A 26,116-nucleotide genomic window follows, 5' to 3' on the forward strand; every position below is an offset into this window, starting at 1 on the left:
CCTCCCGTTATTGAATACATACGTACGTATTCTAATAAACGAAACAAACGTCGTCAATTGCGCGGCGGGCGGCCCGCCCTCGCGGCCCATTCACGCCGGCGTCAACTCCTGGGTGAACAGGGTCTGGCCGGCCGCGTCCTTCAGCCGCACCGTCATCGCGCGGCTGCGGGCGTCTATGTCCACCTGGCCGAAGAACTGCATGCCGGCCAGGGGCGACAGGTTCTGCGTCTCCGGCGCTTTCTGGTACACCACCTTGGGGCCGAAAGTCATGTCCAGCGCGTTGGGACCGAAGGTGCCGGCGTTCAGCGGGCCGGACACGAACTCCCAGAAGGGATCGAAGTCCGCGAAGGCGGCGCGCTCCGGATGGTAGTGATGGGCGGCGGTGTAATGCACGTCGGCGGTGAACCACACCACATTGCGGATATCGCGGCGCTTGATCTCGCGCAGCAGCCAGGCCAGCTCCAGCTCGCGCCCCAGCGGCCGGCCGTGATCGCCGTTGGCCATCGCCTCCCAGCGCGCGCTGCCGTCCGTGTTCTTGCCGTCGGCCACCTGCAGGCCCAGCGGCATGTCCGCCATGATCGCCTTCCAGCTTCCCTTGGCCGCCTGCAGGCCGTCCAGCAGCCAACGCAGTTGCTCCCGGCCCATGAAATCCGCGCCCGGCTCGCCGTCCTTCTGCAGATTGGCGCCGTTGGCGCCGCGATAGCTGCGCATGTCCACCACAAACACGTCCAACAGCGGCCCCTGCGGCAAGTGACGATACACCCGCTCCTCCTCGCGATTGCCGTGCAGCCGCATCGGCGCGTATTCCAGAAAAGCGCGGGTGGCGCGCGCCTGCAGCACGCCGATGTTCTTCTCGCGGTAGCGCGGATCGGCGGACAAGTCCTTGCCGTCCGACCAGTTGTTGACCACCTCGTGATCGTCCCACTGCCAGATCTGCGGCACTTCGGCGGCGAAGCGCCGCACATTGGCGTCCATCAGGTTGTAGCGATAGCGCCCGCGGTATTCGTCCAGCGTCTCCGCCACCTTGCTCACTTCCGGCGTCAGCAGATTGCGCCAGATCTTGCCGCCCTCCACCGCGGTTTCCGCCGCCATCGGGCCGTCGGCGTAGATGGTGTCGCCGCAATGCACGAAGAAGTCCGGACGCTGCCGGCGCATGGTTTCGTAAATGCGCATGCCGCCCCAATCCGGGTTGATGCCGTAGCCCTGGCCGGCGGTGTCGCCGGACCAGACGAAGCGCAGATCGCGCGCCGTTTCCGCCACGGTGCGGAAGCGGCCCGCCACCGGCTCGGACCAGGCCCGCGGATGGACCGCGTCTTCAAAACGCGCTCTCACATACAGCTGCTCGCCGGCCGGCAAGCCGCTCAGATCCACGCGCGCGGTGAAGTCGCCGGCCTCGGTCGCCCAAGGCCCGCGCACCTGGCGCGGGCTGGCGAAGCGTTCGCTGCGGTCCCACTCCACCACCAGCCGCGCGGTCCGGTCCGAACGCGCCCAGACGATGGCTCGGTCCGCGCCCACATCACCGATCTGGATGCCGGAGCCCAGAACCGGGCGCAGCCGGTCCGAGGTGACGATGGCCGGCGCGGCCAGCGCCGGCCCGGCCAGCAGCAGTCCTCCGCCGGCAAGCGAGGTTTTCAAAAAACGGCGGCGATCCATGGCGTTCTCCAGTTTCGATCAAGACGGTCAAAACGCCGATCTTGCCGCGGCAAGATGACGCCAGGATGTCCCGCTAGCGGGTTTTACGTATTTCATTCGCGCGCCTGATCGCATATACCTCAAACACTCCGCCCCGCGGCCTTCCCAGCCGGCCTGCCGTCAACGGGCGCCGCCAACTGGTTCAAAGGAAAGCACATGCTCTGGGACCCCGGGCCGCCCCCGCCTTTCTCCTCGCTGTTCGAGCACGCTCCGCTGGCCAGCTATCAGGCCCTCCCGGCCAAATTCCGCCTGGAATGGGGACCCATCTATTACCGCGGCCGCCTGGACGGCAGCGCCAAAGTGCTGATCGTGGGACAAGACCCGTCCGCCGACGAAAACCTGGTGCGCCGCGCCATGGTCGGCACCGCCGGCCAACGGGTGCAAGGCTTTCTGCGCAAGCTGGGCCTGGATCGCTCCTACGTCATCGTCAACGCCAGCCTGTACAGCATCTACGGCCAGTTCGACAGCGAGATGGCCGGCTTCATGGACCAGGCCGCGGTGCGCGCCTGGCGAAATCAGTTGCTGGACCAGCTCAAGCAGCCCGGCCTGCAAGCGGTGATCGGCTTTGGCAAGGCGGCGGCCAAGGTGTTGGACGACTGGCCCGGCGCGGCCTCCTTCAAGGCCGCGCAGCGGCTGTTTCAGCCGCAGCACCCCACCGCGCGCTCTCCGGGCGCGCTGCTCAAATCCTGGAACCAGACGCTGGCCGCGCTGGCGCCGCTGCTGAGCCCGGACCCCGGCGCCGCGCCGGACCCCTCGCCTTACGCGCTTACCGGTTTCCGCGATCAGGACCTGGCGCGGATCCCCGCCGCGGACCTGCCCTTCGGCATGCCGGCCTGGCTGGGCCAGGGCGATATGGCCACGCGGGTGATCAAGGGCCAGGCCAAACTGAAAACCCCGGCCGCCAACGCCTCCATCCTGTGGACGGCGCAAGCGGACCAGGGTTGAAACCGGCGGGAGAACGCGAGATGAAACGCTTGGGATGGCTGCTGTGCGCCGCGCTGCTGCCGGCCTACGCCGGGGTGACGGTGACGCCGGGCGACGGCGAGAACCTGGTGATCCGCGGCCGCCTGGTGCTGGCGGGACAAGAGAGCGACGGCCGGCTGGTGTTGGCCGGCGACCGCATCGTCTGCGCCGGCGCGGACTGCGTCGAACCCGCCGGCGCCACGGTGCTGACGGTGAGCGAGGGCTACGTCTTTCCCGGCTTCATCGACGCCCACAATCACGTGGCCTACAACGCCCTGCCCAAATGGGCGCCGCCCAAGCTTTACCAGAACCGCGGCCAATGGCAGCGCGCCGCCGCCTACAAGGCGTTCAAGCGGCCCTACGATCAATTGAAGAAAAGCGGCCTGAGCTGCGAAATGGTGAAATACGGCGAGGCCAAGGCTCTGATCAGCGGTGTCACCACCATCCAGGGCTCGCCCGCCGGCCGCTGCCTGCAAGGGCTGATCCGCAATGCGGAAAACCCTCAATCCGGTCTGCCGGTCTCCTCCGCCCACGTCCGCACCTTCATCCTTGACGTCGGCGGCGCGCCCAAGATCGACTGGAACGCGACCGACGCCTTCCTGATCCACGTCGCCGAAGGCGTGGACGCCGACGCGCTGGCGGAATTCGCCACGCTCAAGGCCAAGGGCCTGCTCGCCCCCGGCACCGCCGTCATCCACGGCACCGCCTTCGGCGACGAGGAATTCCGCCAGATGGGCGCGACGGGCAGCAAGCTGATCTGGTCCCCGCAAAGCAATCTGGCCTTGTACGGCCGCACCACCCGCGTCGACCTCGCCCTGCGCCACGGCGTGCCGGTGTCGCTGGGCGTGGATTGGAACCCCACCGGCAGCGACAATCTGTTCGACGAGCTGCGCGTGGCGGAACGCGTCAACCAGCAACAATTCCAGGGCGCGATCCGGGAGCGGGACTGGGTGGCCATGATCACCAGCCACCCGGCGCAGGCGCTGGCCCTGGACGACTACATCGGCGAACTGCGCGCCGGCTTGAAGGCCGACGTCGTCATCCTGTCCAGCCGCGCCGCCACCCCCGGCCAATCGCTGCTGGACGCCCGGCTGCGCGACGTGGCCGCGGTGCTGGTGGACGGCCGGCTGCTTTACGGCGACAACGAGACGATGACGGCGGCCGGCCGCGCCGACTGCGACGCGCTGACCGTGGACGGCGCGCCCAAGCGGCTCTGCGCGCAAACCCCCAATACGCCCAAGGGCGAACAGCGGCTGGACGACATTCGCGCCGCGCTGCGCAAGGTGTACGCCGGCGTGGCGCCGCTGGCGCCGTGAGCCCCGCCGCGCCCTCCCTCGCTCGGCGGCGCCGATCCGACGACGCTCGCCTGTCCCGTCAAGCCAGGTTCCGCCGCGCCCTTCGGCGCGTCCGGCGCCCGGAAACATGCGGATAAACCGTGGACATTCCATCCCTGCTTGCGGACTCATATGCTATAAAACAGCAAAATATGATTGCTTCATAAACACGGAATCCGTTGATCGATGGAGCTTCGACGCATGCAGCAGACGCCCGCCTCCGGCAACGACGCCTTCGAGTTTCTGTCCACCTTGCCGCCCAGCCGCGCGCAGCGCCGGATGGCGCTGGCCGCCATCGTGGTGTCCGTGCTGGTGTTCGTCTGCGCGCTACCCTTCGCCAAACTGCCCCTGCCCAAGATTCCCGCCTTCATCCCCGCGTATCAGGCGGCGATGGCGGTGTGCGATCTGGTCACCGCGGCGCTGCTGTTCGGCCAATACGCGATCTTGCGCGCCCGCGCCCTGCTGGCCCTGGCGACCGCCTATCTGTTCACCGCGCTGATGGCGATGGCGCACGCGCTGACCTTTCCAGGCGTGTTCGCGCCCGGCGGCCTGCTGGGGGCCGGACCGCAGACCACGGCCTGGATGTATATGTTCTGGCACGGCGGTTTTCCGCTGATGGTGCTGGCCTACGTGCTGCTCGCTCAACGCGACGACGGCCCGAAGCGCTTTGCCAGCCCGCTGCCGGCGGTGCTGGGCTGCGTCTTCGGCTCGCTGGCGCTGATGGCGGCGCTGACGGCGCTGGCCACGCTCGGCCACCCCTGGTTCCCCCCCATCATGCAAGGCAGCCGCTACACCCCCATCATGTTCGGCGTGGTGTCCGCGGTCTGGGGCTTCAGCGCGCTGGCGCTGCTGCTCTTGCTGCGGCGCTGGACGCGCACCTTGCTGGACGTCTGGCTGGCGGTGGTGATGACGGCCTGGTTGTGCGACATCGCCTTGTCCGCCATGCTCAACGCCAGCCGCTTCGATCTGGGCTTTTACGCCGGCCGCGGCTACGGCTTGCTGTCCGCCAGCTTCGTGCTCATCATCCTGCTGCTGGAAAACGGCCTGCTCTACGCGCGCCTGGCGGACACCGCCGGGCAGCTGCGCGTGGCCAAGCAGCAGGCGGAAGACGCCACCCAGGCCAAGTCGATGTTCCTGGCCAATATGAGCCATGAAATCCGCACGCCTATGAACGCCATCATCGGCATGTCCTATCTGGCGCTGAAAACCAAGCTGTCCGGACAGCAGCGCGACTACGTCAGCAAAATCCACAACGCCGGCACCTCCCTGCTGGGCATCATCAACGACATCCTGGACTTTTCCAAAGTGGAGGCCGGCAAGCTGGAAATGGAGGCCGAACCGTTCTGGCTGGACGATGTGCTGGAGGCGGTGTCCTCGCTGGTGGCGCAAAAGGCGACCGACAAATCGCTGGAGCTGCTGTTCGAAGTGGGCTCGGACGTGCCCAAGGGCCTGGTGGGCGACGCCCTGCGGCTCAGCCAGGTGCTGATCAATTTGAGCAACAACGCGATCAAGTTCACGGAAAAGGGCCAGGTGGCCATCATCATCAGCCGGCTGGAGCAAGTGGGCGACAAGGTCCAGCTGCGCTTTTGCGTGCACGACACCGGCATCGGCATGAGCGAGGAACAGGCGGCGCGGCTGTTCCAGCCGTTCAGCCAGGCGGACGGCTCCACCACGCGCCGCTTTGGCGGCACCGGCCTGGGCCTGACCATCGCCAAGCGGCTGGTGGAGCTGATGGGCGGCTCCATCCGGGTGGAGTCCGCCCCGGGCTGGGGCAGCCTGTTCATGTTCAACGCCTGGCTGGGCGTGTCCTCCGCGGTGGACACCCGCCGCCAGGGCCTGCCCGGCGAAATCAAGGGCCTGCGCGTGCTGGTGGTGGACGACAACGCGTCGGCCAGGGACATCCTGTCCGACCAGCTGCGCTCGCTGGGCTTTTTCGCCCACGCCTGCGCCTCCGGACCGGAGGCGGTGGCGGCGATCGCCCAGGCCAATCTGGACCGACCGTTCGACGCGGTGTTCGTGGACTGGATGATGCCGGGCATGAACGGAGTGGAAACCATCTCCCAGATCCGCAGCATCAGCCGCAGCGTCAAGGTCGTGCTGGCCACCGCCTTTGGCCGCGACGACGTGCGCGCCCAGGGCGAGCTCAGCGGCTGCGACGCGGTTTTGATCAAGCCCGTCAGCCTGTCCTCGCTGTACGACGTGGTGCTGGCGATGTTCGGACCGCAACGGGATCACGGCATGGTGGCGCTGACGGAAGAGCTGCCGCGGCTGGACGGCGTGCGCCTGCTGCTGGTGGAGGACAATCTGGTGAATCAGCAGATCGCCGTGGAGCTGCTGGGCGACGCGGGCGCGCTGGTGACCTTGGCCAATCACGGCGGCGAGGCGCTGGCGCGCCTGGCCGCGATGGGGCCGCAGGGCTTCGACGCGGTGCTGATGGACGTGCAGATGCCGGTGCTGGACGGCATCTCGGCCACCCGGCAAATCAAGGCGGACCCCCAGTTCGCCTCCTTGCCGGTGTTGGCGATGACGGCGGACGCGCTGTCTGAAGAGCGGGAAGACTGCATGAACGCCGGCATGGACGATTACATCGCCAAGCCGATTGACCCGCACGCGATGTTCCTGACCCTGCTGCGCTGGGTCAAACCGATACCGCCGGGCGCGGAAATCCGCCACGCCGCCTCGTCCGCGCTGGCGCTGCCGGACATCCCCGGCCTGGATCAACAAGCCGGCTTGAAACGCGTGGCCGGCAAGCGCGAACTGTATCTGCACCTGCTGCGCCAATTCGTCGCCGAAGAGGCGGACGCCGCCGCGCGGCTGTCCGCGGCGCTGGAAATCGGCGACTACGTCCAGGCCGAGCGCACCGTGCACACGCTCAAGGGCGTCAGCGGCAATGTGGGCTGCGTGCAGCTGCACGAGGCCGCCGCCGCGCTGGAGCGGGATTTGCGCGCGCGCGGCGACGTCCGTCTGGCGCCGCTGGAACAGGCGCTGGAACAGGTGATGACGGCGCTGCGCGCCGGCCTGGAAGCGGAAGACCGCTTATCCGGCGTAGGCGCGCCGAACGCCGACGCGCCGGCCGGCCCGGTGCTGCTGCAGCGGCTGGCCGCCCTGCTGGCCGCCAGCGACGGCGACGCCCTGGAACTTTTCCTGCAGCAGACCTCGGCCCTGCGCGCCCTGTTCGGCCCCGGCGAATTCGCCGACTTTGAAAAAGCGCTGAACCAGTTCGACTTCGTCAACGCGCTGACGCTGCTGCGCCACGCCGCAGCCGCCCAACGCATTCCCTTGTCGGAGGACATAAGATGACGGACTCCGCCTCTGCCGCGCCGCGCCAGACCGTTCTGATCGTGGACGACACCCCGGAAAACCTCACCTTGCTTTATGGCTTGCTGAAGGATCACTACCGGACTCAGATCGCCAACAGCGGCGAGCGCGCGCTGGAGCTGCTGGAAGGGGAAGCGCTGCCCGACCTGCTGCTGCTGGACGTGATGATGCCCGGCATCGGCGGCTTTGAAACCTGCCGCCAGGTCAAGGCCAACCCGCGCACCGCGAGGATTCCGGTGATCTTTCTGACCGCGATGGGCGAGAACGAAAACGAACAGGCCGGCTTCGACGCCGGCGCGGTGGATTACATCATCAAGCCGATCTCGCCGCCCATCGTGCTGGCCCGGGTCAAAACCCATCTGCGGCTCAAGGCCGCCTCCGACTTCCTGGAAGACAAGGCCGCCTTCCTGCAAAGCGAGGTGGAACGCCGCATCCACGAGGTGCAAGTGGTGCAGGACGTCACCATCCTGGCGCTGGCCTCGCTGGCGGAGACCCGCGACCACGAAACCGGCAACCATCTGCGCCGGACGCAGAACTACGTGCTTGCCCTGTGCACGCAATTGCGCCAGCACCCGCGCTTCAAGGCCGCGCTGGACGAGGAAACCATTCAAGAGCTGTTCAAGTCCGCGCCCTTGCACGACATCGGCAAGGTGGGCATTCCGGACCACATCCTGCTGAAGCCGGACAAGCTGACGCCGGAAGAGTTCGAAGTGATGAAAACCCACACCACGCTGGGACGCGACACCATCGCCGCGGCGGAGAGGCTGCTGGACTCCCCCAGCAGCTTTCTGCGTCACGCCAAGGAAATCGCCTACGGCCATCAGGAAAAATGGGACGGCAGCGGCTACCCCCAGGGCCTGGCCGGCGACGCAATCCCGGTGTCCGCCCGGCTGATGGCGGTGGCGGACGTTTACGACGCCCTGATCTCCCGCCGCGTCTACAAACCGCCCTTCCCCCATGAACAGGCGGTCGCCATCATTCGCGAAGGCTGCGGCAACCATTTCGATCCGGACATCGTCGCCGCCTTCCTGACCATCACGGAGACCTTCCGCGCCATTGCCGCGCGCTATACCGACTAGGCCTCCGACGGCAAAGCGGCGCGCCGGCCTCGTCAACGACAAGCGCCACTCAAACAAAATGCGCCGCCATTCGCCAAGCGATAAAAAAACAGCCCGCGCCGGATAAACGACGGGGCTGTTTTTACATTGCGAATCAAAGCGCCATGGCCGCCATCAGCGCTTTTTCATTTACGGGAACGTCGCTTAGGAAAGCAGAGATTTAACGGTGCTGCTGGTTTTATGCTCCACCAGCAAGGGCTCCATACTGTCTCTTTTTGTCACGTCCAGATCATGCTTGGAAATGATTTCCTTCAATTGACAAGCCAATTCCGACATGCTGTACGAACCCGCTTCAATATCGATCAGCAAGCCGTCCACCCGGCTGCGGCTCAAGCGGTTGCTTTTCCACTTGCGCTCGAAGCCTCCGGCGGCGGCCAAGCTGGACAAGGCCGCAGCGATTGAAGTCAGCACCGTGGAATAACCCTTCAGGTCATGTCCTTGCACCTGCAGCAGGCCGCCCACCACCACGCTGCAGAGGATAGATCCGAAAATGGCCGTATGATGGGCGAAGCTCCAAAGCCGCTGACCTTTGCTAAACCAGTTTCGCCACCTCATGGCTTCCTGCCTGAGCGCCTCTTTATCCATCATATTTCCTCCTCGCTGAGAAGTACGCATTTGCGGCCAGTCATGAAGTCAACATAGTCAATCCAACTGAAGTTGCAAATGTTGACGCGTAAAAAGCCCATTAATTTGAAATTGGCCCGGCCGCATTCAGCGCCTGAAGGAGAAAAGCTTAAAAACTGAAATTTTCCGAACGACTTCCCGCATCCATGAAAATAGGATAATCGAAACCCGGAGCGTTCCGCTCAATTGCGCATTGATAAAACTATCAATCTAGACCACGGTCCTGATTTCCGACAGCCTGATTTCCCACACTCGCCGGACGCCGGCTTGCGCGGCGAAAACACTGAATCCGTTTCAAGCGCAACCCTATGACAACCGTCATCTCTTGCCGGCCTCGCCGCCCGGCCCCGCCCCGCTGCGGTTGAATTCGTACAAAAACGGCCGCGGAACTAGCCTTGGGCGCGCATTGTCTATATAATCTGGATTCTTATCTGGGGGCGACCTGGTTTCGACGAGGGTTGCGAAGCAGATGAGGGCATACCGGGATTTCAGTCACCCCGTAAAACACTGAGTTTATTTAGTCGCAAACGACGAAACTTACGCTCTGGCAGCCTAAGGGCTAGCTAGACACTACAACGGTTCGCAGATGGGCCGGGGGCGTCAAAACCCTGTAGTGTCACTTTACATCTGCTAGTGCTATGTCGGGTTACTTGGCATAGTGCGAAACAATAGGTAACTCGCCAAAGTCCAGCCTGTCCGTCGGCGTGGCAGCGGTTAAATCCAAATGACACGACTAAGTATGTAGAACTCACTGTAGAGGACTTTCGGACGCGGGTTCGATTCCCGCCGCCTCCACCACAACACTGTTTCATGACGCGTCATGAAGACTACAAAACCCCGATGGCTCAAGGCTTTCGGGGTTTTTTGTCGCCTCGCGCCCAACGCGCCCCGCTCTCTTCGGCGTGCGTCCCGACTCGCGCCGCATCTATAATCCAGTCATCGCCACCCCCGCAAAGCGACCATGCCCCGCATGTTCCCAAGCTTGCCGGACAGCTTCCGGCTACGGCTGACCGCGCTGTTCGGCGGACTGTTTCTCGCCTCGGCGCTGCTGGCCGCGCTCTTCCTGGACCAAGTGCTGAGCAGCCGCATCGTGCAGAACCAGGGCGAAGCCATGCACGCGCTGGCGGACAACATCGCTAAAGCCATCGCCACCAATCTGCAGGAACGCCATCGCGAGGTCGTGCTGCTGGCGCAGACCCCCGCCTACGTCCGCGCGCCGCTGGACGGCGACGATCTGCGCAACAGCCTGGAGCGCACCAAGCGAGCCTACCGCTACTACGCCTGGATAGGCATCGCCGATCCGGACGGCAACATCGTCTCCGCCACCAGCGGCATGCTGCAAGGCCAGAGCGCGGCCAAGCGGCCCTGGTTCATTCACGGCCGCAGCGCCCCCTTTGTCGGCGACGTCCACCAGGCGGTGCTGCTGGCAAAGCTCATCCCCTCCACCGCCCGCAACGGAGAGCCGCTGCGCTTCGTCGACTTCGCCTCCCCGATTTACGATCCCGCCGGCAAGCTGCGCGGGGTGCTGGCCACGCACGCGCTCTGGGCCTGGGTGGAGGAAACGATACGGGAGCGCCTGCCGGCCAAGACTTCGCAGCAAGTCTTCATCATCGACAAGCGCAACAATATGCTGTCGCCCTTCGAGGCGATAGGCAAGGAAGGCGCGCCCGCGCCGCTGCCTTCCGGGCGGGACTTCCACCTGGGGGCCTGGCCCGACGGCAAGGACTATCTGTATAGCGAGGCCCGGGTCCGCGAGGCCGGATTGGACTGGCGCGTGGTCGTCCGCCAGCCGCGGCAACAGGCGCTGGCGGCCCTGAGCCAGTTGCGGGCCAGCCTGATCCTGCTGGGCCTGGCCGCCACCTTGCTGCTGATGGTCGCCGTCTACCGGCTGGCCGCGCTGTTCAGCCAGCCCCTGGAGCAATTGGCCGGCATTGCCCAGCGCATCGGCCAGGGAGACGAGCACGCCGACTGGACGCTGGCCAGCGGCGCCCAGGAGCTGCGGCAGCTGTCGCGGGCGATGCGGAACATGGCCACCGCCCTGCTGGCCCGCAAGCAGGAACTGACCGACATCAACGCCAAGCTGGAACAACTCGTGGAGGAGCGCACCGACTCCCTGCGCGAGGTCAACCACGAACTGGTGCGCACCGCCACGCGGCTGGCACAGCAGGCGCGCAGCGACGCGCTCACCGGGCTGAACAATCGCATGGCCTGCAACGAACAGCTGCGCGACGAACATCTGCGCTACGGACGCAGCGGCGCGCCGTACTCGGTGTTGTTGCTGGACGTTGACCACTTCAAGCGCGTCAACGACAGCTTTGGCCACGACGCCGGCGACCGCGTGCTGCGCCACATCGCCCAGCTTTTGCAGGCCACCGCCCGCCTCACGGACTTCACCGCCCGCTACGGCGGCGAAGAATTCCTGCTGCTGCTGCCCGACACCGACGACAGCGGCGCCGCGGTGCTGGCCGAAAAAATCCGCGCCGCCGTCGAGCACGCGCAAGCGCCGGATGTCGGCACGGTCACGATCAGCATCGGCCTGGCCATGGCCCGTCCCGCCGACGCGCAAGCGGAAGCGGTGGTGAAGCGCGCCGACCAGGCCCTGTACCGCGCCAAGGCCAACGGCCGAAACCAAGTGGCGCTGGACACGGCGGACGGATCGCATTAAAAGTGCCTCATCGGCGGCCGATCAATGACATGGACATCGACAGCGATCCGCCGCCCCAACGCCAAGGAAGCGAATATGAAAAAGCAAGCGCCATCGGCCAAATACCACATCGACACGGGACGCCCGGCCTCCGCCCTGCCAGCGGGCCTGTCCAAGGTGCTGGACATGCTCCACGCCGCGGCGAGCGACCCGACGCGCGCCAACACGGACAAGCCGGCGGCGGACGCCGACGCGGATGCCGACGCAGGCAAGCCGTCGTCGGCGCGCTGAACGCCGCCGATTTCCGCGTACCATGAAAAATGCCGCCGGCGCAAAGCGCGGGCGGCATGCTTAAGCCGATCAGGCCGGCTTACATCGAATCCAGCACCTTGATGCCCAACAGATCCAGACCGGTTTTCAGCGTCTTGGCGGTCAGCGCCGACAGTTGCAGACGGCTGGCGCGGACTTCGCCCTCGCTCTTCAGAATGGGGCAAGCCTCGTAGAAGCGCGAGAACAGCGTGGCGATGTTGTACAGGTACTGGGACAGATAGTGCGGATAGCAGCCGTCCACCACCGCCTGCAAGGTGTCCTCGAACTGGGACAAGGCTGCGGCCAGGTGCTTCTCCGCCGACTCGGTGATGACGATGGCGGCGTTGGCGTCGTAGCCGTCCGCCTTGCGGAACACGCTCTGCACGCGGGTGTAGGCGTATTGCAGATAGGGCGCGGTATTGCCCTCGAAGGCCAGCATGGTGTCCCAGTTGAAGATGTAATCGCTCATCCGGTTCTTGGACAGGTCGGCGTACTTGACCGCGCCGATGCCGACTGCGGCGGCGATCTCGCGGCGCTCGGCTTCCGGCAGGTCCGGGTTCTTCTCCGACACCAGCGCGAAGGCGCGCTCTTCCGCTTCCTGCAACAGCTCGATCAGCTTGACGGTGCCGCCGGAGCGGGTCTTGAACGGCTTGCCGTCGTCGCCCATCATCACGCCGAAACCAACGTGCTCCAGCTTCATGCTCTCAGGCGCGAAGCCGGCCTTGCGGCAAATGGAGAACATCTGGGCGAAGTGCTGGCTCTGACGCGCGTCCACCACGTAGATCACGCGGTCCAGGTTCAGGGTTTTGTGACGGTAGCGCACCGCGCCAAGGTCGGTGGTGGTGTACAGATAGCCGCCGTCCTTTTTCTGGATGATCACGCCCATAGGCTTGTCTTCCTGGGTGCGGAACTCGTCCAGGAACACCACTTGGGCGCCGTCGTCCTCGGTCAGCAGGCTGGCCGCGCGCAACTCGTCGACGATGACCGGCAGGTCGTCGTTGTACGAGGATTCGCCGCGCACGTGCTCGCGCTTGAGGCCGACGTTGAGCTTCTGGTACACCGCTTCGCAATGCTTCAGCGACACGTCGACGAACTGCTCCCACAGCTTCAGCACTTCCTGGTCGCCGCCTTGCAGCTTGACCACGTAGTCGCGGGCGCGGTTGGCGAAGTCTTCGCTTTCGTCGAAACGCACCTTGGCGTTGCGGTAGAAGGTTTCCAGGTCGGACAGCTGCAGTTCGGCGTCGCCGGCGTGGCTGGTTTCCACCAGGTAGGCGGTCAGCATGCCGAACTGGGTGCCCCAGTCGCCCACGTGGTTGGCGCGCACCACGTCGTGGCCGACGAATTCCATCACTCGGGCCAGCGCGTCGCCGATGATGCTGGAGCGCAGGTGGCCGACGTGCATTTCCTTGGCCAGATTGGGCGAGGAGTACTCCACCATCACGCGTTGCGGCGCAACGCGACGGATGCCGAGCTTGTCGTCTTTCAGGGCGGCTTCGCTTCGTCGGGCAAGATATTCAGGGGCTAAATGAATATTGATGAAACCCGGACCGGCGATTTCCACCTTGTCGGCGATGCCGGCAAGATCCAGCGCGGCGACCACTTTCTGGGCCAGTTCGCGCGGGTTGGTCTTAAGCTGCTTGGCAGCGCCCATCACGCCGTTGGCTTGATAGTCGCCGAATTCCGGCTTGGACGCCGGCTGCACCACGGCGGGCGCGTCCGGCGCGCCGGCTGCCGCCAGGGCTGCCTGCACCCGTTGATTGATCAGTTGAAGAATAGTCATTAGAGCCCCAAGAATTGCCGCGAAAACGAAAATTAGTCTTCGCTTCTGAAAAAAACTACTGCTTGATTGTATTCCCGCTTGCCATCAGGGGCAATGCTTGCGGCCAAGCCATATAGGCAAAGTGCTTGCCGAGCCGCCGCGCTTGGGATTTTCTGCCGGCAATCGGCTCAAAACCAGCGGGTTTCGCCCATGGCCGGCAGTTGGAACACGCCGGCGGGGATATTCCATTGCGCTAAGGCCGCGGCAAGATCGTCCTGCGGCCGATCCAACGGCTCGTCGGTGAGGATGAAGCTGCCCCAATGCACCGCCCAGGCGGCGCGCGCCCCGGTGTCCAGCAGAATGCGCACCGCCTCCTCCGGATTCACGTGCTGGGGGCTGAGAAACCAGCGCGGCTCGTAAGCGCCTATCGGCAGCAGGGCGAGATCCACCGCGCCCAGGCGCTCGCCTATCAGCCGGAACAGCTGGTCCTGATAGCCGGTGTCGCCGGGATACCAGAATTGCAGCCCGTCGCCGCGCACGGCGAAGCCGCCCCACAGCGCGCGGTTTTCATCGCCGGCCATCCAGCGCTTGCTCCAGTGGTGGGCCGGCGTCAGCTCCGCCTCCACGCCGTCCAGCCGGCAGCGCTGCCACCAGTCCAGCTCCTGAATGCGCGACGCCGGCACGCCGGCGCGCCGCAAGGTCACGCCCACGCCCAGCGGCGAGGCGAAACGCGGGCAGCCGGCCGGCTGGCGCGCCAGCCGGCGCACGGTGTTGAAATCCAGATGATCGTAATGATTGTGAGTGATCAGCACCAGATCGATGGCGGGCAGCTCTTGCAGCGCCATCGGCGGCGGCAGCCGCCGCTCCGGCCCGACCCACTGAAACGGCGAGGCGCGTCGCGACCAGATCGGGTCGATCAGGATGTTTTTGCCGCACAACTGAATGAAGCTGGTGGCGTGGGCGACCCAGGTCAGCGACGGCCGTCCCCGGTTGGTCTGCAGCGCGGCCAGCTCCGGCGCCCGGCGCGGGATGCGCTCCAGCCTGTGCGTCACCGCCGGCATGCGGCCGCGCCGCCACTCCCAGCGCAGCACGTCGGCCAGTCTCGGTTGCTGGAACGGGAACAGATTGCGGTAGCCGTCCGCCTGATGATGCGGCTGCCGCGGGTCCGGCCGGTAGACGGGCAGCGGCCAGCGGTCTTGCAGCCAGGACTTCAATCGCGACATGACAAAACCATAAGAAAAAGATTCCGGCATTGTCGCCGATGGCGGAGGAAAACGAAAGACGGCCGGCGCCGTCGTCTTGTCGCCCGACGACGCCGGCCCGCCGCGCTCAGCCTTGGGCGAAGGCCAGCTTCATTTCACGCTCGCGCTTGCGCTCCGCCGCGCGCATGTAGAAGTTGGCGGCGATGACGCCGACGGAGACGAAGAGGATGAACAAGGTGGCCAGCGCGTTCATTTCCGGGTTCAAGCCCAGCCTCACCCGCGAGAAGATCACCATGGGCAAGGTGGTGGAACCGGGGCCGGACAGGAAGGCGGTCAGCACCAGATCGTCCAGCGACAGCGTGAACGACAGCAGCCAGCCGGAAATCAGCGCCTGCGAGATCAGCGGCAGCGTGATCACGAAGAACACCTTCAGCGGCCGCGCCCCCAGGTCCATCGCCGCCTCTTCCAGCGACAGATTGAGCTCCCGCACCCGCGACTGCACCACGATGGCGACATAGGACACGCACAGCATCACATGGCCGATCCAGATGGTGAACACCCCCCTGCCCTCCGGCCAGCCAAAGGCCTGCTCCATGGCGACGAAGAGCAGCAGCAGCGAAATGCCCTGGATCACTTCCGGGATCACCAGCGGCGCGTTGACCATGCCGGCGAACAAGGGAAACAGGCGGAAACGGCCAAAGCGCGCCAGCACGAAGCCGGCCCAGGTGCCGATCACCACCGAGGCGGTGGCCGTCATCAAGGCGATCTTGACGCTGAGCCAGGCCGCGTTGATCAGCTCCTCGTCTTCCAGCAAGGCGGCGTACCACTTGGTGGAGAAACCGGACCACACCGTCACCAGCTTGGACTCGTTGAAGGAAAACAGAATCAGCAGCGCGATGGGCAGATAGAGAAAGGCGTAGCCCAGGCCCAGCACCAGGAAAGACAGCGGCTTGTTCGGCTTGATCATTTGGCGGCCTCCATACTCTTGACTTGGTAATGCTGGAACAGCGCCATCGGCACCAGCAACAGCAGCACCATCACGCAGGTCACTGTCGCCGCCATCGGCCAATCCATATTGTTGAAGAACTCGTCCCACATCACGCGGCCTATCATCAGCGTGTCGGAACCGCCCAGCAGCTCCGGAATCACGTACTCGCCCACCGCCGGGATGAACACCAGCAGGCTGCCGGCGATGATGCCGTTCTTGGACAACGGCAAGGTGACCTGGACGAAGGCCTTCCATGGCTTGGCGCCCAAGTCGTAGGCCGCCTCCAGCAGCCGCAGATCCATTTTCACCAGATGCGCGTACAAGGGCATGATCATGAACGGCAGATAGGAGAACACCATGCCGATATACACCGCCCAATTGGTGTGGTACAGCCGCAGCGGGGTGTCGACGACGCCCAGCCACAGCAGGAACTGATTGAGGAAGCCGTCGTTCTTCAGAATGCCTATCCAGGCGTAGACCCGGATCAGGTAGGAGGTCCAGAACGGCAGGATCACCAGCATCATCAGGGTGTCGCGCGCGCGATCGGAGGCGCGGGCGATGTAGTAGGCCATCGGATAGCCGATCAGCAGACACAGCACCGTGGAGACGAAGGCCATCTTCACCGAGCTGATGTAGGTGGCGAAGTACAAGTCATCGCTGAGCATGAACTTGTAGTGGCTGATGTTCAGCGCGATGGAGAAGACATCGTCTTCCAGCTTGGTGAGCGGGGTGTAAGGCGGGATTCCCAGTTGCTGCTGCGAGAAGCTGATGCCCACCACCAGCAGGAAGGGCAATAGAAAGAATACGAACAGGAATAGAAACGGGATGCCGATGACGGTGGTCCGTCCGCTGGGCAACCATTGTTTTAATTTGAGACTTTTCATGTCAGCACCACGTGGCCGGCGCGTTCCGGCTTGGCTTGCATTGCTTGTTTTGCCGACGGCCCGGCCCGTCTGATGCGGGCGGTGGCGCGGCGGCTTCCTCTTGATCTCTCCTCGGAGTCCGGCCCGGCCCGCTGCGCGCGGGGCCGGGACGCCGGCTCCAGGCCACCCACAGCCGGAGGCTGGATGACCCGGGACATGCTCTCCACTCTGCGCCGGACGCGTCCGTCTGCGGGCGTCGCGCGGCGCGGGCCCGGGAGGACGAATCGGCATGGGTTGGGGTCAGGCCCGACGCGGCTGTCGCCGTCCGGGCCCGGCGGTCAATGACCGGTCTTCAACTGCGTCCACAAACGGTTTTGCAGGCGCATGATGTCGGCCGGCAAGGGCTTGAGCAGGAACAGCGTCTTCACCACCGCGTCCGGCGGGTACACCGCCGGGTCATTGGCGATTTCCGGCTTCACGAATTTGCGCGCGGCGGCGTTGGCGGTGGGATAGAACACTTCATTGGTGATCGCGGCGTTGACTTCCGGCGACTGGATGTAATTGATCCATTTGTGCGCGGCCTCGGGATGCGGCGCGTCCCTGGGCACCACCATCACGTCGAACCACAGCGGCGCGCCGGTCTTGGGTATCACATAGGCCAGCTGGTAGGGCCGCTTGGCCTCGCGGGCGCGGTGCTTGGCGATGTTGATGTCGCCGGAGAAGCCCAGCGCCAGGCAGATGTCGCCGTTGGCCAGGTCGTTGATGTAGCCCGAGGAGTTGAACTGGGTGATGTAGGGGCGGATTTTCTTCAGCGCGGCGAAAGCGGCCTGGTAGTCGGCGGGATTCTTGCTGTTCGGGTCCTTGCCCAGGTGGTGCAAGGCGACGGCGAACACGTCGTTGGCCTGATCCAGCACCGACACGCCGCAGCCTTTCAGCTTGGACACGTATTTGGGATCGAACAGGATGTCCCAGCTGTCCAGCGGCGCGTCCTTGCCCAGCGCCGCCTTGACCTTGTTCAGGTTGTAGCCCAGGCCGTCGGTGCCGTAGGCCCAGGGCACGCCGTGCGCGTTGCCGGGGTCCGCGTCGACGATCTTGGCCATCAGCGCCTTGTCCAGATTGGCGAGATTGGGCAGCTTGGACTTGTCCAGCTTCATATAGATGCCGGCCTCGATCTGCTTGGCCATGAAGTTGGAAGTGGGTGCCACGACGTCGTAGCCGGCGCGGCCGGTCAGCATCTTGGCCTGCAAGGTGTCGTCGCTGTCGTAAACGTCGTACTTGACCTTGATGCCGCTCTGTTTTTCAAACCCGGGAATGGTGGACTTGGCGATGTAGTCCGACCAGTTGTACACATTCAGCGCCTTGTCCTCCGCCTGCGCGCCCATCGCGGGGAGCAGCAGCAGCGAACAAAACAGATTGCGAACCAGCTTCTTCATGACAGGTTTCCTTAATGGAAGGCCGCGACCGGCGTAGACCCGGCCTGACCGACGACAAGTTCAGCGCCGCCCTCTGCGCCCGTTGCCGGGCCATGACGCCGCTCCCTCTCCCCTGGCGGCGAAAGCCGCTCAAGGCCAAACGCGATGCCGGCGCGCCGAAACGCCGCTGCCGACGGCTGCGGACGACGAGCGCCGCTTTGCCAACTTACACCGCATCGCGCGCGATTCCAGCTGTCCGTTCGCTACGATTTGTAAGAACCGGTCCGCGAAATCGTGGACAGCTTGCAAAGCGTCAAGGTGCCAAGGGTCATTTATGGCCTGCGCGCCGCCGGAACGACGACGCGCGAGCCGGGGAAACCTGTGCGGAAAGCCGGCTGGCGCGCCCTGGACAGGCGGTGGCCGGCATCCATCGTCTCCTCTTTGTCTCTCATTTCTCCGCGCCCAGCGTGTGTTTAATAAAATTCACACATCTATCTGTAACGCCCTACCTTTTTAACCATGTTTTTAGAACCGCGCAACTTTTATCGATGCTGCCGCGCAAAAAAATAAACACGCCCGCCACAGACTGTGCTCACATCGTTAACTATGTTCAACATAAGAGCCTGACGAGGCCGGCGCTCCGCCATAAAAAACGGGCGGCCGCAATGGCCGCCCGTCAGGCGCAACTCCGCGTCGGCGCGGTTCAGAACAAACGCGCCAGCAAAGCCTTTTCCTTGCCCTGCATGCCCGGAATCTTGACCTGCATGCCGTTGCCGGCCGCCACGTCCACCGGCTGATCGTTGCGCGTCATCTGCGCCAGCTCGATGATCTGGTTGCCGCTGGGATGAATCACCTCGATGCGGTCGCCCACCCCGAAGCGGTTTTTCACCTCGATCAGCGCCCAGCCGTCGGCGTCCACCGACAGCACGTCGCCGACGTACTGGCTCTGCTTGGCCTTGGAATGGCCGGTGAGGTAGTTCTGGTATTCCTGAGTCTGGTGACGCTCCAGGAAGCCCGGGGTGTAGCCGCGGTTGGCGAGGCCGTCCAGCTCGGCCAGCAAGCCAAGATCGAACGGGCGGCCGGCCACGGCGTCGTCGATGGCCTTGCGGTAGGCCTGGGCGGCGCGCGCCACGTAGTACAGGCTCTTGGTGCGGCCTTCGATCTTCAGCGAATCCACGCCTATCTTGGCCAGCTTCTCCACCTGCTCCACCGCGCGCAGGTCCTTGGAGTTCATGATGTAGGTGCCGTGCTCGTCTTCGATGATGGGCATCAGCTCGCCCGGGCGGCTGCCTTCTTCGATCAGATAGGTCTTGTCCGCCAGCGGATGGCGCTCTGCGCCGCCGCAGGAAGCGAAGCTCTGGTTGGCCTCTTCCAGCGCCTTGTTGAAGTCGAACTTGATGGTCTGCACGTCGCCGGCGTCGTCGCCCTGGGTGTCGTGCACCTTGTAGTCCCAGCGGCAGGCGTTGGTACAGGTGCCCTGATTCGGGTCGCGATGGTTGAAATAGCCGGACAGCAGGCAGCGGCCGGAGTAGGCGATGCACAGCGCGCCGTGGACGAAGACTTCCAGTTCGATGTCCGGGCATTGCTGACGGATCTCGGCGATTTCGTCCAGGCTCAGCTCGCGCGACAGAATGATGCGCGACACGCCCAGCTTCTGCCAGAATTTGACGCCCATGTAGTTGACGGTATTGGCCTGCACCGACAGATGGATGGGCACTTCCGGCCACTTTTCGCGCACCATCATGATCAGGCCCGGATCGGCCATGATCAGCGCGTCCGGCTTCATCGCGACCACCGGCTCCATATCGGCCATATAGGTCTTGATCTTGCTGTTGTGCGGCAGGATGTTGCTGGCGACGAAGAACAGTTTGCCGCGCGCGTGGGCTTCGTCTATGCCCTGCTTCAGCTCTTCCAGCTTGAAGTCGTTGTTGCGGGCGCGCAGGCTGTAGCGCGGCTGGCCGGCGTAGACCGCGTCGGCGCCGAAGTCGTAGGCGGCGCGCATCTTGTCCAGCGTGCCGGCCGGCAGCAGAAGTTCTGGTGCTTTCATTGTTTATTCTGGTGGGTTCGTTGAGCGGTGGGCTCAGTGCAGCAGACAGGACATCGGCAACGGCTCGCGGTCCGGCTCGACAAAGCCTTTGCGCGCCGACTCGTCGTCCAGGCGCTCTGAAGAATAATGTTGCAGAATCACTGCGCGGGGATCGGCCAGCATGTCCGGGCAGTGGCTGGCGAACGCCTCCCAATCGTCCAGCAACTGCGGCTGGCTGGCCATCCGGCTGTACAGAATCACCAGGATGGCCATGGTCAGGGTATGGTGGTACTTCATCGCCGCGCCGTTCACCATTGCGAAACGGGACAGCGCGCGCGCGCAGCGGGCGGCAGCCTCCGGCGCCGGGTATTGGCGACGATAGGCCCAGGCGGCGTACAGATGCGCGCGATGGTTGAAGTCGGATGCAGGCAGCGCGTTGGTTTCCAATTGGCGCAGGAATGCCTGATGGTCCATGACTCGGTTTCTCCGAAAATTCCAAAAAGCAAAGGCTCCACCCAATGTGGAGCCCTGACCCTTATCGATACGGGGGCGATTATGCGCGGCCTGCCGTAGCCAGTCAAGTCCGCCCGCCGTCCGCAAGCAACACTTTAAGCCGCTGTTTTAAAAATCCTTTTCCGGTTTAAGGTCTTTTCGCCAATGCCAGCAAAGCGCTGAACTGGCAGATCAGGGCCAGCAGCATGGCCAGCGGGCACAGGATGGCCAGCAAGGGGCCGGGACCGCCGTCCAGGCCGCGCCACAGCGCCGAACTGAGCGCAAAGACCAAGGTGCTGAGCAGCAGCACCTTCATGGCGAAGCGCCGCTGCTGCTGCATCTTCTTGAACAAATTCAATAGCATGTTTCGTAGTTCCAGGTAAGGCCGCCGGCATTCTAGCCGGCTGAAGCGGTATCGTCTTCGCACAGCGCGCGCAGCGCGTCCAGCTCCTTGGCTGAAAACCCCGCCCGCTCGCGGGCGGCCAGATTATAGGCCCCGCGGTAAAGCTGGACATCGTGGCGCCGCAGCAGTTCCTGAAAGCACGCTTCCGGCTCCAGCCCCCGCTGCCGGCACAGCCGGCCGAACCAGGCGTTGCCGATGCGCACATGCCCCACTTCCTCGCGCAGGATGACGTCCAGCACCGCCACGCTGGCGTGATCGCCGATGCCGGCCAACCGCCGCTGGATGCCCGGCGTCGCGTCCAGACCGCGCGCCTCCAGCACCCTGGGCACCAGGGCCATGCGCGCCAGCGGGTCGTAATCGGTCTTGCAACTCATCGCCCACAAGCCGTTGTGAGCCGGGAAATCGCCATAGTCGTGCCCCAGCTCCCGCAAACGCCGCAGCAGCAACGAGAAATGACGCGCCTCTTCCGCGGCGACCTGCAGCCAATCGCTGACGAAGGCGTCCGGCATCTCGCGGAAGCGCCAGGCGGCGTCCAGCGCCAGATTGACCGCGTTGAATTCGATGTGGGCGATGGCGTGGAGCAGCGCGGCGTGCCCTTGCCGGTTGGACAGGCTGCGCTTGGGCACCTTGGACGGATGCACCAGCTCCGGCAGCGGAGGACGTCCGGCCTCGGGCAGCGGGTACGGCGGCGGCGCCTCCGCGCGCGGCAAGGCGTCGACGCGCCAGCCGTGCAAGACCTCGACCGCCAGTGCCATCTTGCGCTCGACGTCGCGGCACAGCAGCGCCGCTTCCAGTTGCGGGTAAAGAGATGTCGGCTCGCTCATGGCCGGGCATTCTAGCCGATATCGACGCGCCCCAGCACCTGTTCGAAGTCCAGCGGGCAGACGAATGCACAAGGGGTACATGAGCATTTTGAGCTAGTTTTCAACGTCGTATCGCCGAAGCGCAGCAGACTTGGAACAGGTTCTTAGAGCGTGTTTACGATCTCGCGAGCTAAGGCGAGACAAGGCGAAAACGAGCGAAAAAGCGGAATGTACGAGCGGTACATGAGCATTTTGAGCTGGTTTTTAACGCCGTATCGCCGACGCGCAGCAGATCGTAAACAGGTTCTTAGGCCGGGTTGGTTTCATTCTGCCTGGCCAACCAGGCCTCAAACTCGGCCAACGCGGCGTCGAAGGCCGGCATCAAGGCCGCCACCTGTTCCAGCGACTGCGCCTTGCCGGCTTTTTCCACCGCTTCGGCGGCCGCGCCCAGCGCGTTGGCGCCCACCATGCGGCTGGCGCCCTTGACCCGGTGGGCGGCGAAGCTGACGCGGTCGCTGGAGCCGTCGGCGATGGCGCTGCGCAGCTCGCCCACGTCCTCGGCGTTGCCCTGCTGGAAGTCGCGCAGGATTTCCAGCTCCACCTGCAGATCGCCGTTGCTGTACACCTGCAACACGGAACGGTCCACCGGCCCGCCCTCGGACTCGACGGCGGCGGCAGGCGGAGACGCCGCCTCGCGCGCGCCCTCCGCCGCCGTCCAGCGTTGCAGGGCGGCGGACAGCTCCGCGATCGACAGCGGCTTGGTCAGAAAATCGTCCATGCCGGCGTCCCGAGTCTTGTCCAGTTCTTCCTTGGCGGCGTTGGCGGTGCAGGCGACGATGGGAATATGGCCGCGTTCCGGCTCCTCCTGCTCGCGCGCGCGCACCAGCCGGGCCAGTTGATAGCCGTCTATGCCCGGCATATGGCAATCGGTCAGAATCATCGAGTAGCGGCCGGACTGCCATTTGGCGAAGGCCTGCTCGCCGTCTTCGGCCCACTCCGCCGAATAGCCCAGCTTGTCCAGCTGCTTGAGCGTGAGCTTGCGGTTGGTCGGATTGTCCTCGGCGAACAGAATGGGCAGCAGCCGCTGCTCCGGCGACGGCGCCGCCGTCTCGACCTCCTCCTCGCGCGGCGTCTCCGCCGGCACGTGGACCTGGGGCAGGCTGACCGGAGCCACCACCTGCTCCGACCACTCCGCCTCCAGCAATAGGCGCGCGCAACTGCCCTTGCCCAGCTCGCTCTCCAGCTCTACGTGGCCGCCCATCAGCCCGGCCAGCCGCCGGCAGATGGCCAGGCCCAGGCCGGTGCCGCCGAAACGCCGGGTGGTGTCCGAGTCCGCCTGGGTGAAAGGCTGGAACAGCCTGGACAGGCTGTCCTCGGACATGCCGATGCCGCTGTCCTCCACCTCGAAACTGAGCGACTGGTAATTGGCCATGGTGCTGAGCACCTTGACGCGTATCGTCACGCCGCCCTGAGCGGTGAACTTGATCGCGTTGCTGATGAAGTTCTGCAGAATCTGCCGGACGCGCAGCGGGTCCAGCACCAGCGTCGGCGCCAGTTGCTCATCCACTTCCAACTGGAAATCCAGCCCCTTCTTGTAGGCGTTTTCCTGATACAGGCTGCGGATGCTCTCCAGAAACGGCCGCGTCGCCGTCGGCGCGGTGACGATCTCCAGCTTGTCGGCCTCGATCTTGGAGAAATCCAGGATGTCGTCGATCAGCCGCAGCAGCGTGTGCGCGGAATCGTGTATCGTCGCCACCGCATCCCGCTGCTCGCCGTCCAGCCGGGTCATGTTCAGCAGTTCCAGCATGCCCAGCACCCCGTTCATCGGCGTGCGGATTTCGTGGCTCATGGTGGCGAGGAAGGCGCTCTTGGCGCGGTTGGCGGCATTGGCCTGGTCCCGCGCCATGCGCAGTTCGAATTCGGCCATCTTGCGTTCCGTGATGTCCAGGCAAGCCAGGATCATCACGCCCTCCACCGTTTCCGTCGCCACCATCTGGCCTTCGAACAACACCCAGATCGGGAGGCCGGCGCCGGTCAGGCACTCCAGTTCGCAGTGAATGCGGGTGCCCTGCCGCATTTGCTGCAAATGTTCGGTCAATTCGATCCAGCCTTGATCCGACGCCATCAGCTCCATCAAGTGCATGCCGACCAGGCCGTAGTCGCCGACGTCGAAGATCATTTCCGCCGTCTGGTTGGAGCGGGAGATCTGCAATTGCTCGTTCAGGCGCAGCAAACCCACCGGGGACGAGGCGAACACCGCCTCCTCCTCCTGCAGCACGGTGCGCAGTTGCGCTTCCGACACCTTGCGTCGCGCCTCCTCGTCGTAAAAGCCGAGGATGTTGGCGTAGGCGCCGATCAAGGGCTGCATGCCCACTCCCAGCCGGAACACGTCCGGCTGCTGCATGCACACCGCGGCGGCGACGTCGCCGCCCAACATCACCGGCAGGGAGATCCAGGTGGAGCGTTCGCTGAGCAACTGGAACAGCTGGCTGAGCGGCGCGGCCGCGTGCGTCACCTCCTGCAGCGACGGCAATTCCGGCGGCCAGCGGCCGGCCTGCAAACGCAGCGACTGCCCGGCCTCGTCCAAGGGCGACCAGGCCACCAACAGGCACTCGCGGGCGCCGGTATGGTGGCAGAACACGCGATGCAGTTCCTCGAACACCTTGTCGCGCGGCTCCCGCGCCAACAACATGCCCTCCACCACCGAAATCGCCGACAACAGCTCGACGCTGCGCTCCAGCGAGGTTTCGGCCTGCCGCCTTTGCTGCTCGTTGCGCACCGTCAGCATGCGCCAGCCCTGGTCGCGGCTGTCTCTGAACTGGCTGAGCGAGATCGCCACATAGAAGCGCTCGCCGCTGGCGGCCAAGCCCTCCCCGGCCAAGGCCACTGTTTTCTGATCGTTCAGCGCCTGGGTCAGATGCGCGGCGCCGCCCGGCATCTCCAGCAGGCTGTATGCCGACATGCCGTGCAGCGCCGCCTGCGGATAGCCGAACATCTTGCCGGCGCCGGCGTTGGCGATTTCGATCCGCCCGTTGCGGCTGACGATCAACACCGCGTCGCCGGAGGCGTCCAGCATATGCTTCAAGGCGGACAGCGGCCGCAGCACGCGCCGCACCATGTAGTACAGCAAGACCAGCACCAGGCCCAGCGCCAACACGCCGAACAGGCCGTCGCGCACCATGCGGAACAGATAGGTGCGCCGGCTGTCGTCTATGCGCTCGGCCGTCATCTTCTCCACCATGCCGAAGGTGCGCCGCAACTCCTCGTCCAGCTCCATCAGGCTGGCCCGAAAATCCGTGGCCTGGCGGAAGGACTGGACGCCGTCTATCTGTTCGTACTGCAGCTTGACCACCAGCTGCAGCTTCAGCGTCAAGGTGGTCAGATTGGTGAACGCGGCCTTCAGCGCATCGTCGTGCACCCCCAGGATCACCGGCCGCAGCTGCTCCACCATGACCATGGCGGAACTGAGGCGGAAGGCCAGATCGTCCTCGATGTCGCGGTTCATCCGGTGCCCCAGCTGCTCGCGCATGATCAAGGCCACCGCGTTGCCGCGCAATTGGCCACCCAGCTGCCACAGGCTCTGCTTGATCATCATCAGGCTGTTGAGGGTGGGATCGCCCTGGCTGGCCAGTTGCGCCATGTCCGCGGCCAGGATGCCGCCGGCCTCGTTGCGCATCCGCGCGGTGGCCAGGTACAGCAGATTGCTCAACGACTCGTTCTGGAAGTCCGGCTGGCGCAGCAGGACCGTCGCCTCATCGCGCAGCACTTTGAAATCGTGGGCCAGATTGCGCAAGCGGGTCTGGCTGGCGGCGTCCGCCCCGGACATGACGGGAATGGCGGCCAAGGCCAGCACGAATTTGGCGTCGGTGTCGCGGGCCAGCCGCTTCAGCTCGTCCCACTGCTGCGGCGTGGGCGGCGATTTGGCCGTCAGCAGCAGGCGCAGCTTGCCGCTTTCCAGGTTCTCCGCGCTGACCGCCTGATACAAGCCGGAAATGTCTCGATTGAGCTCGGCCACGTGCCGGGCCGTGCGGTAGGATTCCCAGGACTCGTTCAGCAGGCGCAGAATGGCGCCGGTCTGCAACACGCCCAACAATAGGACGATCAGGATCACCGCGCGGCGAATGGATTTGATGTGCTCCTGACGCGGCCTGGAAAACTTCATCGAC

18 protein-coding genes and 1 other RNA gene are annotated in these 26,116 nt (G+C 64.8%); 7 read left to right on the forward strand and 12 right to left on the reverse strand.

Features of this window, described 5'->3' with window-relative positions:
- Positions 1-90: 90 nt before the first annotated feature.
- A complete protein-coding gene (locus VK98_RS10095; RefSeq protein ID WP_048413907.1) occupies positions 91-1,653 on the reverse strand; it encodes an alkaline phosphatase in 1,563 nt (520 codons plus the stop codon).
- A gap of 195 nt (positions 1,654-1,848) precedes the next feature.
- Between VK98_RS10095 and VK98_RS10100 the strand changes: the two genes are divergently transcribed.
- The 4 genes from VK98_RS10100 to VK98_RS10115 all read left to right on the forward strand — a co-directional run bounded on the left by VK98_RS10100 (position 1,849) and on the right by VK98_RS10115 (position 8,386).
- Entirely contained in the window at positions 1,849-2,637 is a 789-nt protein-coding gene (locus VK98_RS10100; RefSeq protein WP_048413908.1) for a uracil-DNA glycosylase family protein, read from the forward strand.
- Positions 2,638-2,657: 20 nt separating this feature from the next.
- Positions 2,658-3,971, forward strand: a complete 1,314-nt coding sequence (locus VK98_RS10105) for an amidohydrolase family protein (RefSeq protein WP_048413909.1) — start codon at positions 2,658-2,660, stop codon at positions 3,969-3,971.
- Between the two features lie 219 nt (positions 3,972-4,190).
- Complete coding sequence (locus VK98_RS10110) at positions 4,191-7,289, forward strand: response regulator (protein ID WP_053077321.1); 3,099 nt, start codon at positions 4,191-4,193, stop codon at positions 7,287-7,289.
- Positions 7,286-8,386 (forward strand): two-component system response regulator, encoded by a 1,101-nt coding sequence (locus VK98_RS10115; protein WP_048413910.1) that lies wholly within the window; start codon positions 7,286-7,288, stop codon positions 8,384-8,386. Before VK98_RS10110 ends, VK98_RS10115 begins: the two co-directional genes overlap by 4 nt.
- Before the next feature lie 183 nt (positions 8,387-8,569).
- On the opposite strand, the gene VK98_RS10120 is transcribed toward VK98_RS10115, so the two are convergent.
- Complete coding sequence (locus tag VK98_RS10120; RefSeq protein WP_146176120.1) at positions 8,570-9,013, reverse strand: hypothetical protein; 444 nt, start codon at positions 9,011-9,013, stop codon at positions 8,570-8,572.
- 469 nt (positions 9,014-9,482) lie between these two features.
- Between VK98_RS10120 and ssrA the strand changes: the two genes are divergently transcribed.
- From ssrA to VK98_RS10130, 3 genes are all read left to right on the forward strand, one after another.
- Positions 9,483-9,847: a transfer-messenger RNA gene (gene ssrA, locus VK98_RS23310) on the forward strand.
- A gap of 172 nt (positions 9,848-10,019) precedes the next feature.
- Positions 10,020-11,714 (forward strand): diguanylate cyclase, encoded by a 1,695-nt coding sequence (locus VK98_RS10125; RefSeq protein WP_048414020.1) that lies wholly within the window; start codon positions 10,020-10,022, stop codon positions 11,712-11,714.
- Positions 11,715-11,789: 75 nt separating this feature from the next.
- The gene (locus tag VK98_RS10130; protein WP_048413911.1) at positions 11,790-11,984 is read left to right on the forward strand and encodes a hypothetical protein; all 195 of its coding nucleotides are present in this window, start codon (positions 11,790-11,792) and stop codon (positions 11,982-11,984) included.
- 79 nt (positions 11,985-12,063) lie between these two features.
- Here the strand turns inward: VK98_RS10130 and argS are convergent, their stop codons facing one another.
- The 10 genes from argS to VK98_RS10180 all read right to left on the reverse strand — a co-directional run bounded on the left by argS (position 12,064) and on the right by VK98_RS10180 (position 26,112).
- A complete protein-coding gene (gene argS / locus VK98_RS10135) occupies positions 12,064-13,782 on the reverse strand; it encodes an arginine--tRNA ligase (RefSeq protein WP_048413912.1) in 1,719 nt (572 codons plus the stop codon).
- Between the two features lie 167 nt (positions 13,783-13,949).
- Positions 13,950-14,984 (reverse strand): MBL fold metallo-hydrolase, encoded by a 1,035-nt coding sequence (locus VK98_RS10140; protein ID WP_048413913.1) that lies wholly within the window; start codon positions 14,982-14,984, stop codon positions 13,950-13,952.
- 106 nt (positions 14,985-15,090) lie between these two features.
- A complete protein-coding gene (locus VK98_RS10145; RefSeq protein WP_048413914.1) occupies positions 15,091-15,930 on the reverse strand; it encodes an ABC transporter permease subunit in 840 nt (279 codons plus the stop codon).
- Positions 15,927-16,835, reverse strand: coding sequence for an ABC transporter permease subunit (locus tag VK98_RS10150; protein WP_048413915.1), 909 nt, complete (start codon positions 16,833-16,835; stop codon positions 15,927-15,929). Before VK98_RS10150 ends, VK98_RS10145 begins: the two co-directional genes overlap by 4 nt.
- Before the next feature lie 317 nt (positions 16,836-17,152).
- The gene (locus VK98_RS10155) at positions 17,153-18,247 is read right to left on the reverse strand and encodes a polyamine ABC transporter substrate-binding protein (RefSeq protein ID WP_048413916.1); all 1,095 of its coding nucleotides are present in this window, start codon (positions 18,245-18,247) and stop codon (positions 17,153-17,155) included.
- A gap of 682 nt (positions 18,248-18,929) precedes the next feature.
- On the reverse strand, positions 18,930-20,273 hold the full coding sequence (yegQ, locus tag VK98_RS10160; RefSeq protein ID WP_048413917.1) for a tRNA 5-hydroxyuridine modification protein YegQ: 1,344 nt from the start codon (positions 20,271-20,273) through the stop codon (positions 18,930-18,932).
- A 33-nt stretch (positions 20,274-20,306) separates the two neighbouring features.
- Positions 20,307-20,726: a hypothetical protein gene (locus VK98_RS10165; protein WP_048413918.1), complete on the reverse strand. Its 420-nt coding sequence runs from the start codon at positions 20,724-20,726 to the stop codon at positions 20,307-20,309.
- A gap of 166 nt (positions 20,727-20,892) precedes the next feature.
- On the reverse strand, positions 20,893-21,108 hold the full coding sequence (locus tag VK98_RS10170) for a hypothetical protein (RefSeq protein ID WP_048413919.1): 216 nt from the start codon (positions 21,106-21,108) through the stop codon (positions 20,893-20,895).
- Between the two features lie 32 nt (positions 21,109-21,140).
- The gene (locus VK98_RS10175) at positions 21,141-21,971 is read right to left on the reverse strand and encodes a ferritin-like domain-containing protein (RefSeq protein ID WP_048413920.1); all 831 of its coding nucleotides are present in this window, start codon (positions 21,969-21,971) and stop codon (positions 21,141-21,143) included.
- Between the two features lie 286 nt (positions 21,972-22,257).
- Positions 22,258-26,112 carry a PAS domain-containing hybrid sensor histidine kinase/response regulator gene (locus VK98_RS10180; protein ID WP_053077323.1) on the reverse strand — a complete coding sequence of 1,285 codons (3,855 nt, stop codon included), beginning with the start codon at positions 26,110-26,112 and terminating at the stop codon, positions 22,258-22,260.
- Positions 26,113-26,116 lie beyond the last annotated feature (4 nt).

Origin of the sequence: Chromobacterium sp. LK11, assembly GCF_001043705.1 — a bacterium.
Taxonomy (GTDB): Bacteria; Pseudomonadota; Gammaproteobacteria; order Burkholderiales; family Chromobacteriaceae; genus Chromobacterium; species Chromobacterium alkanivorans.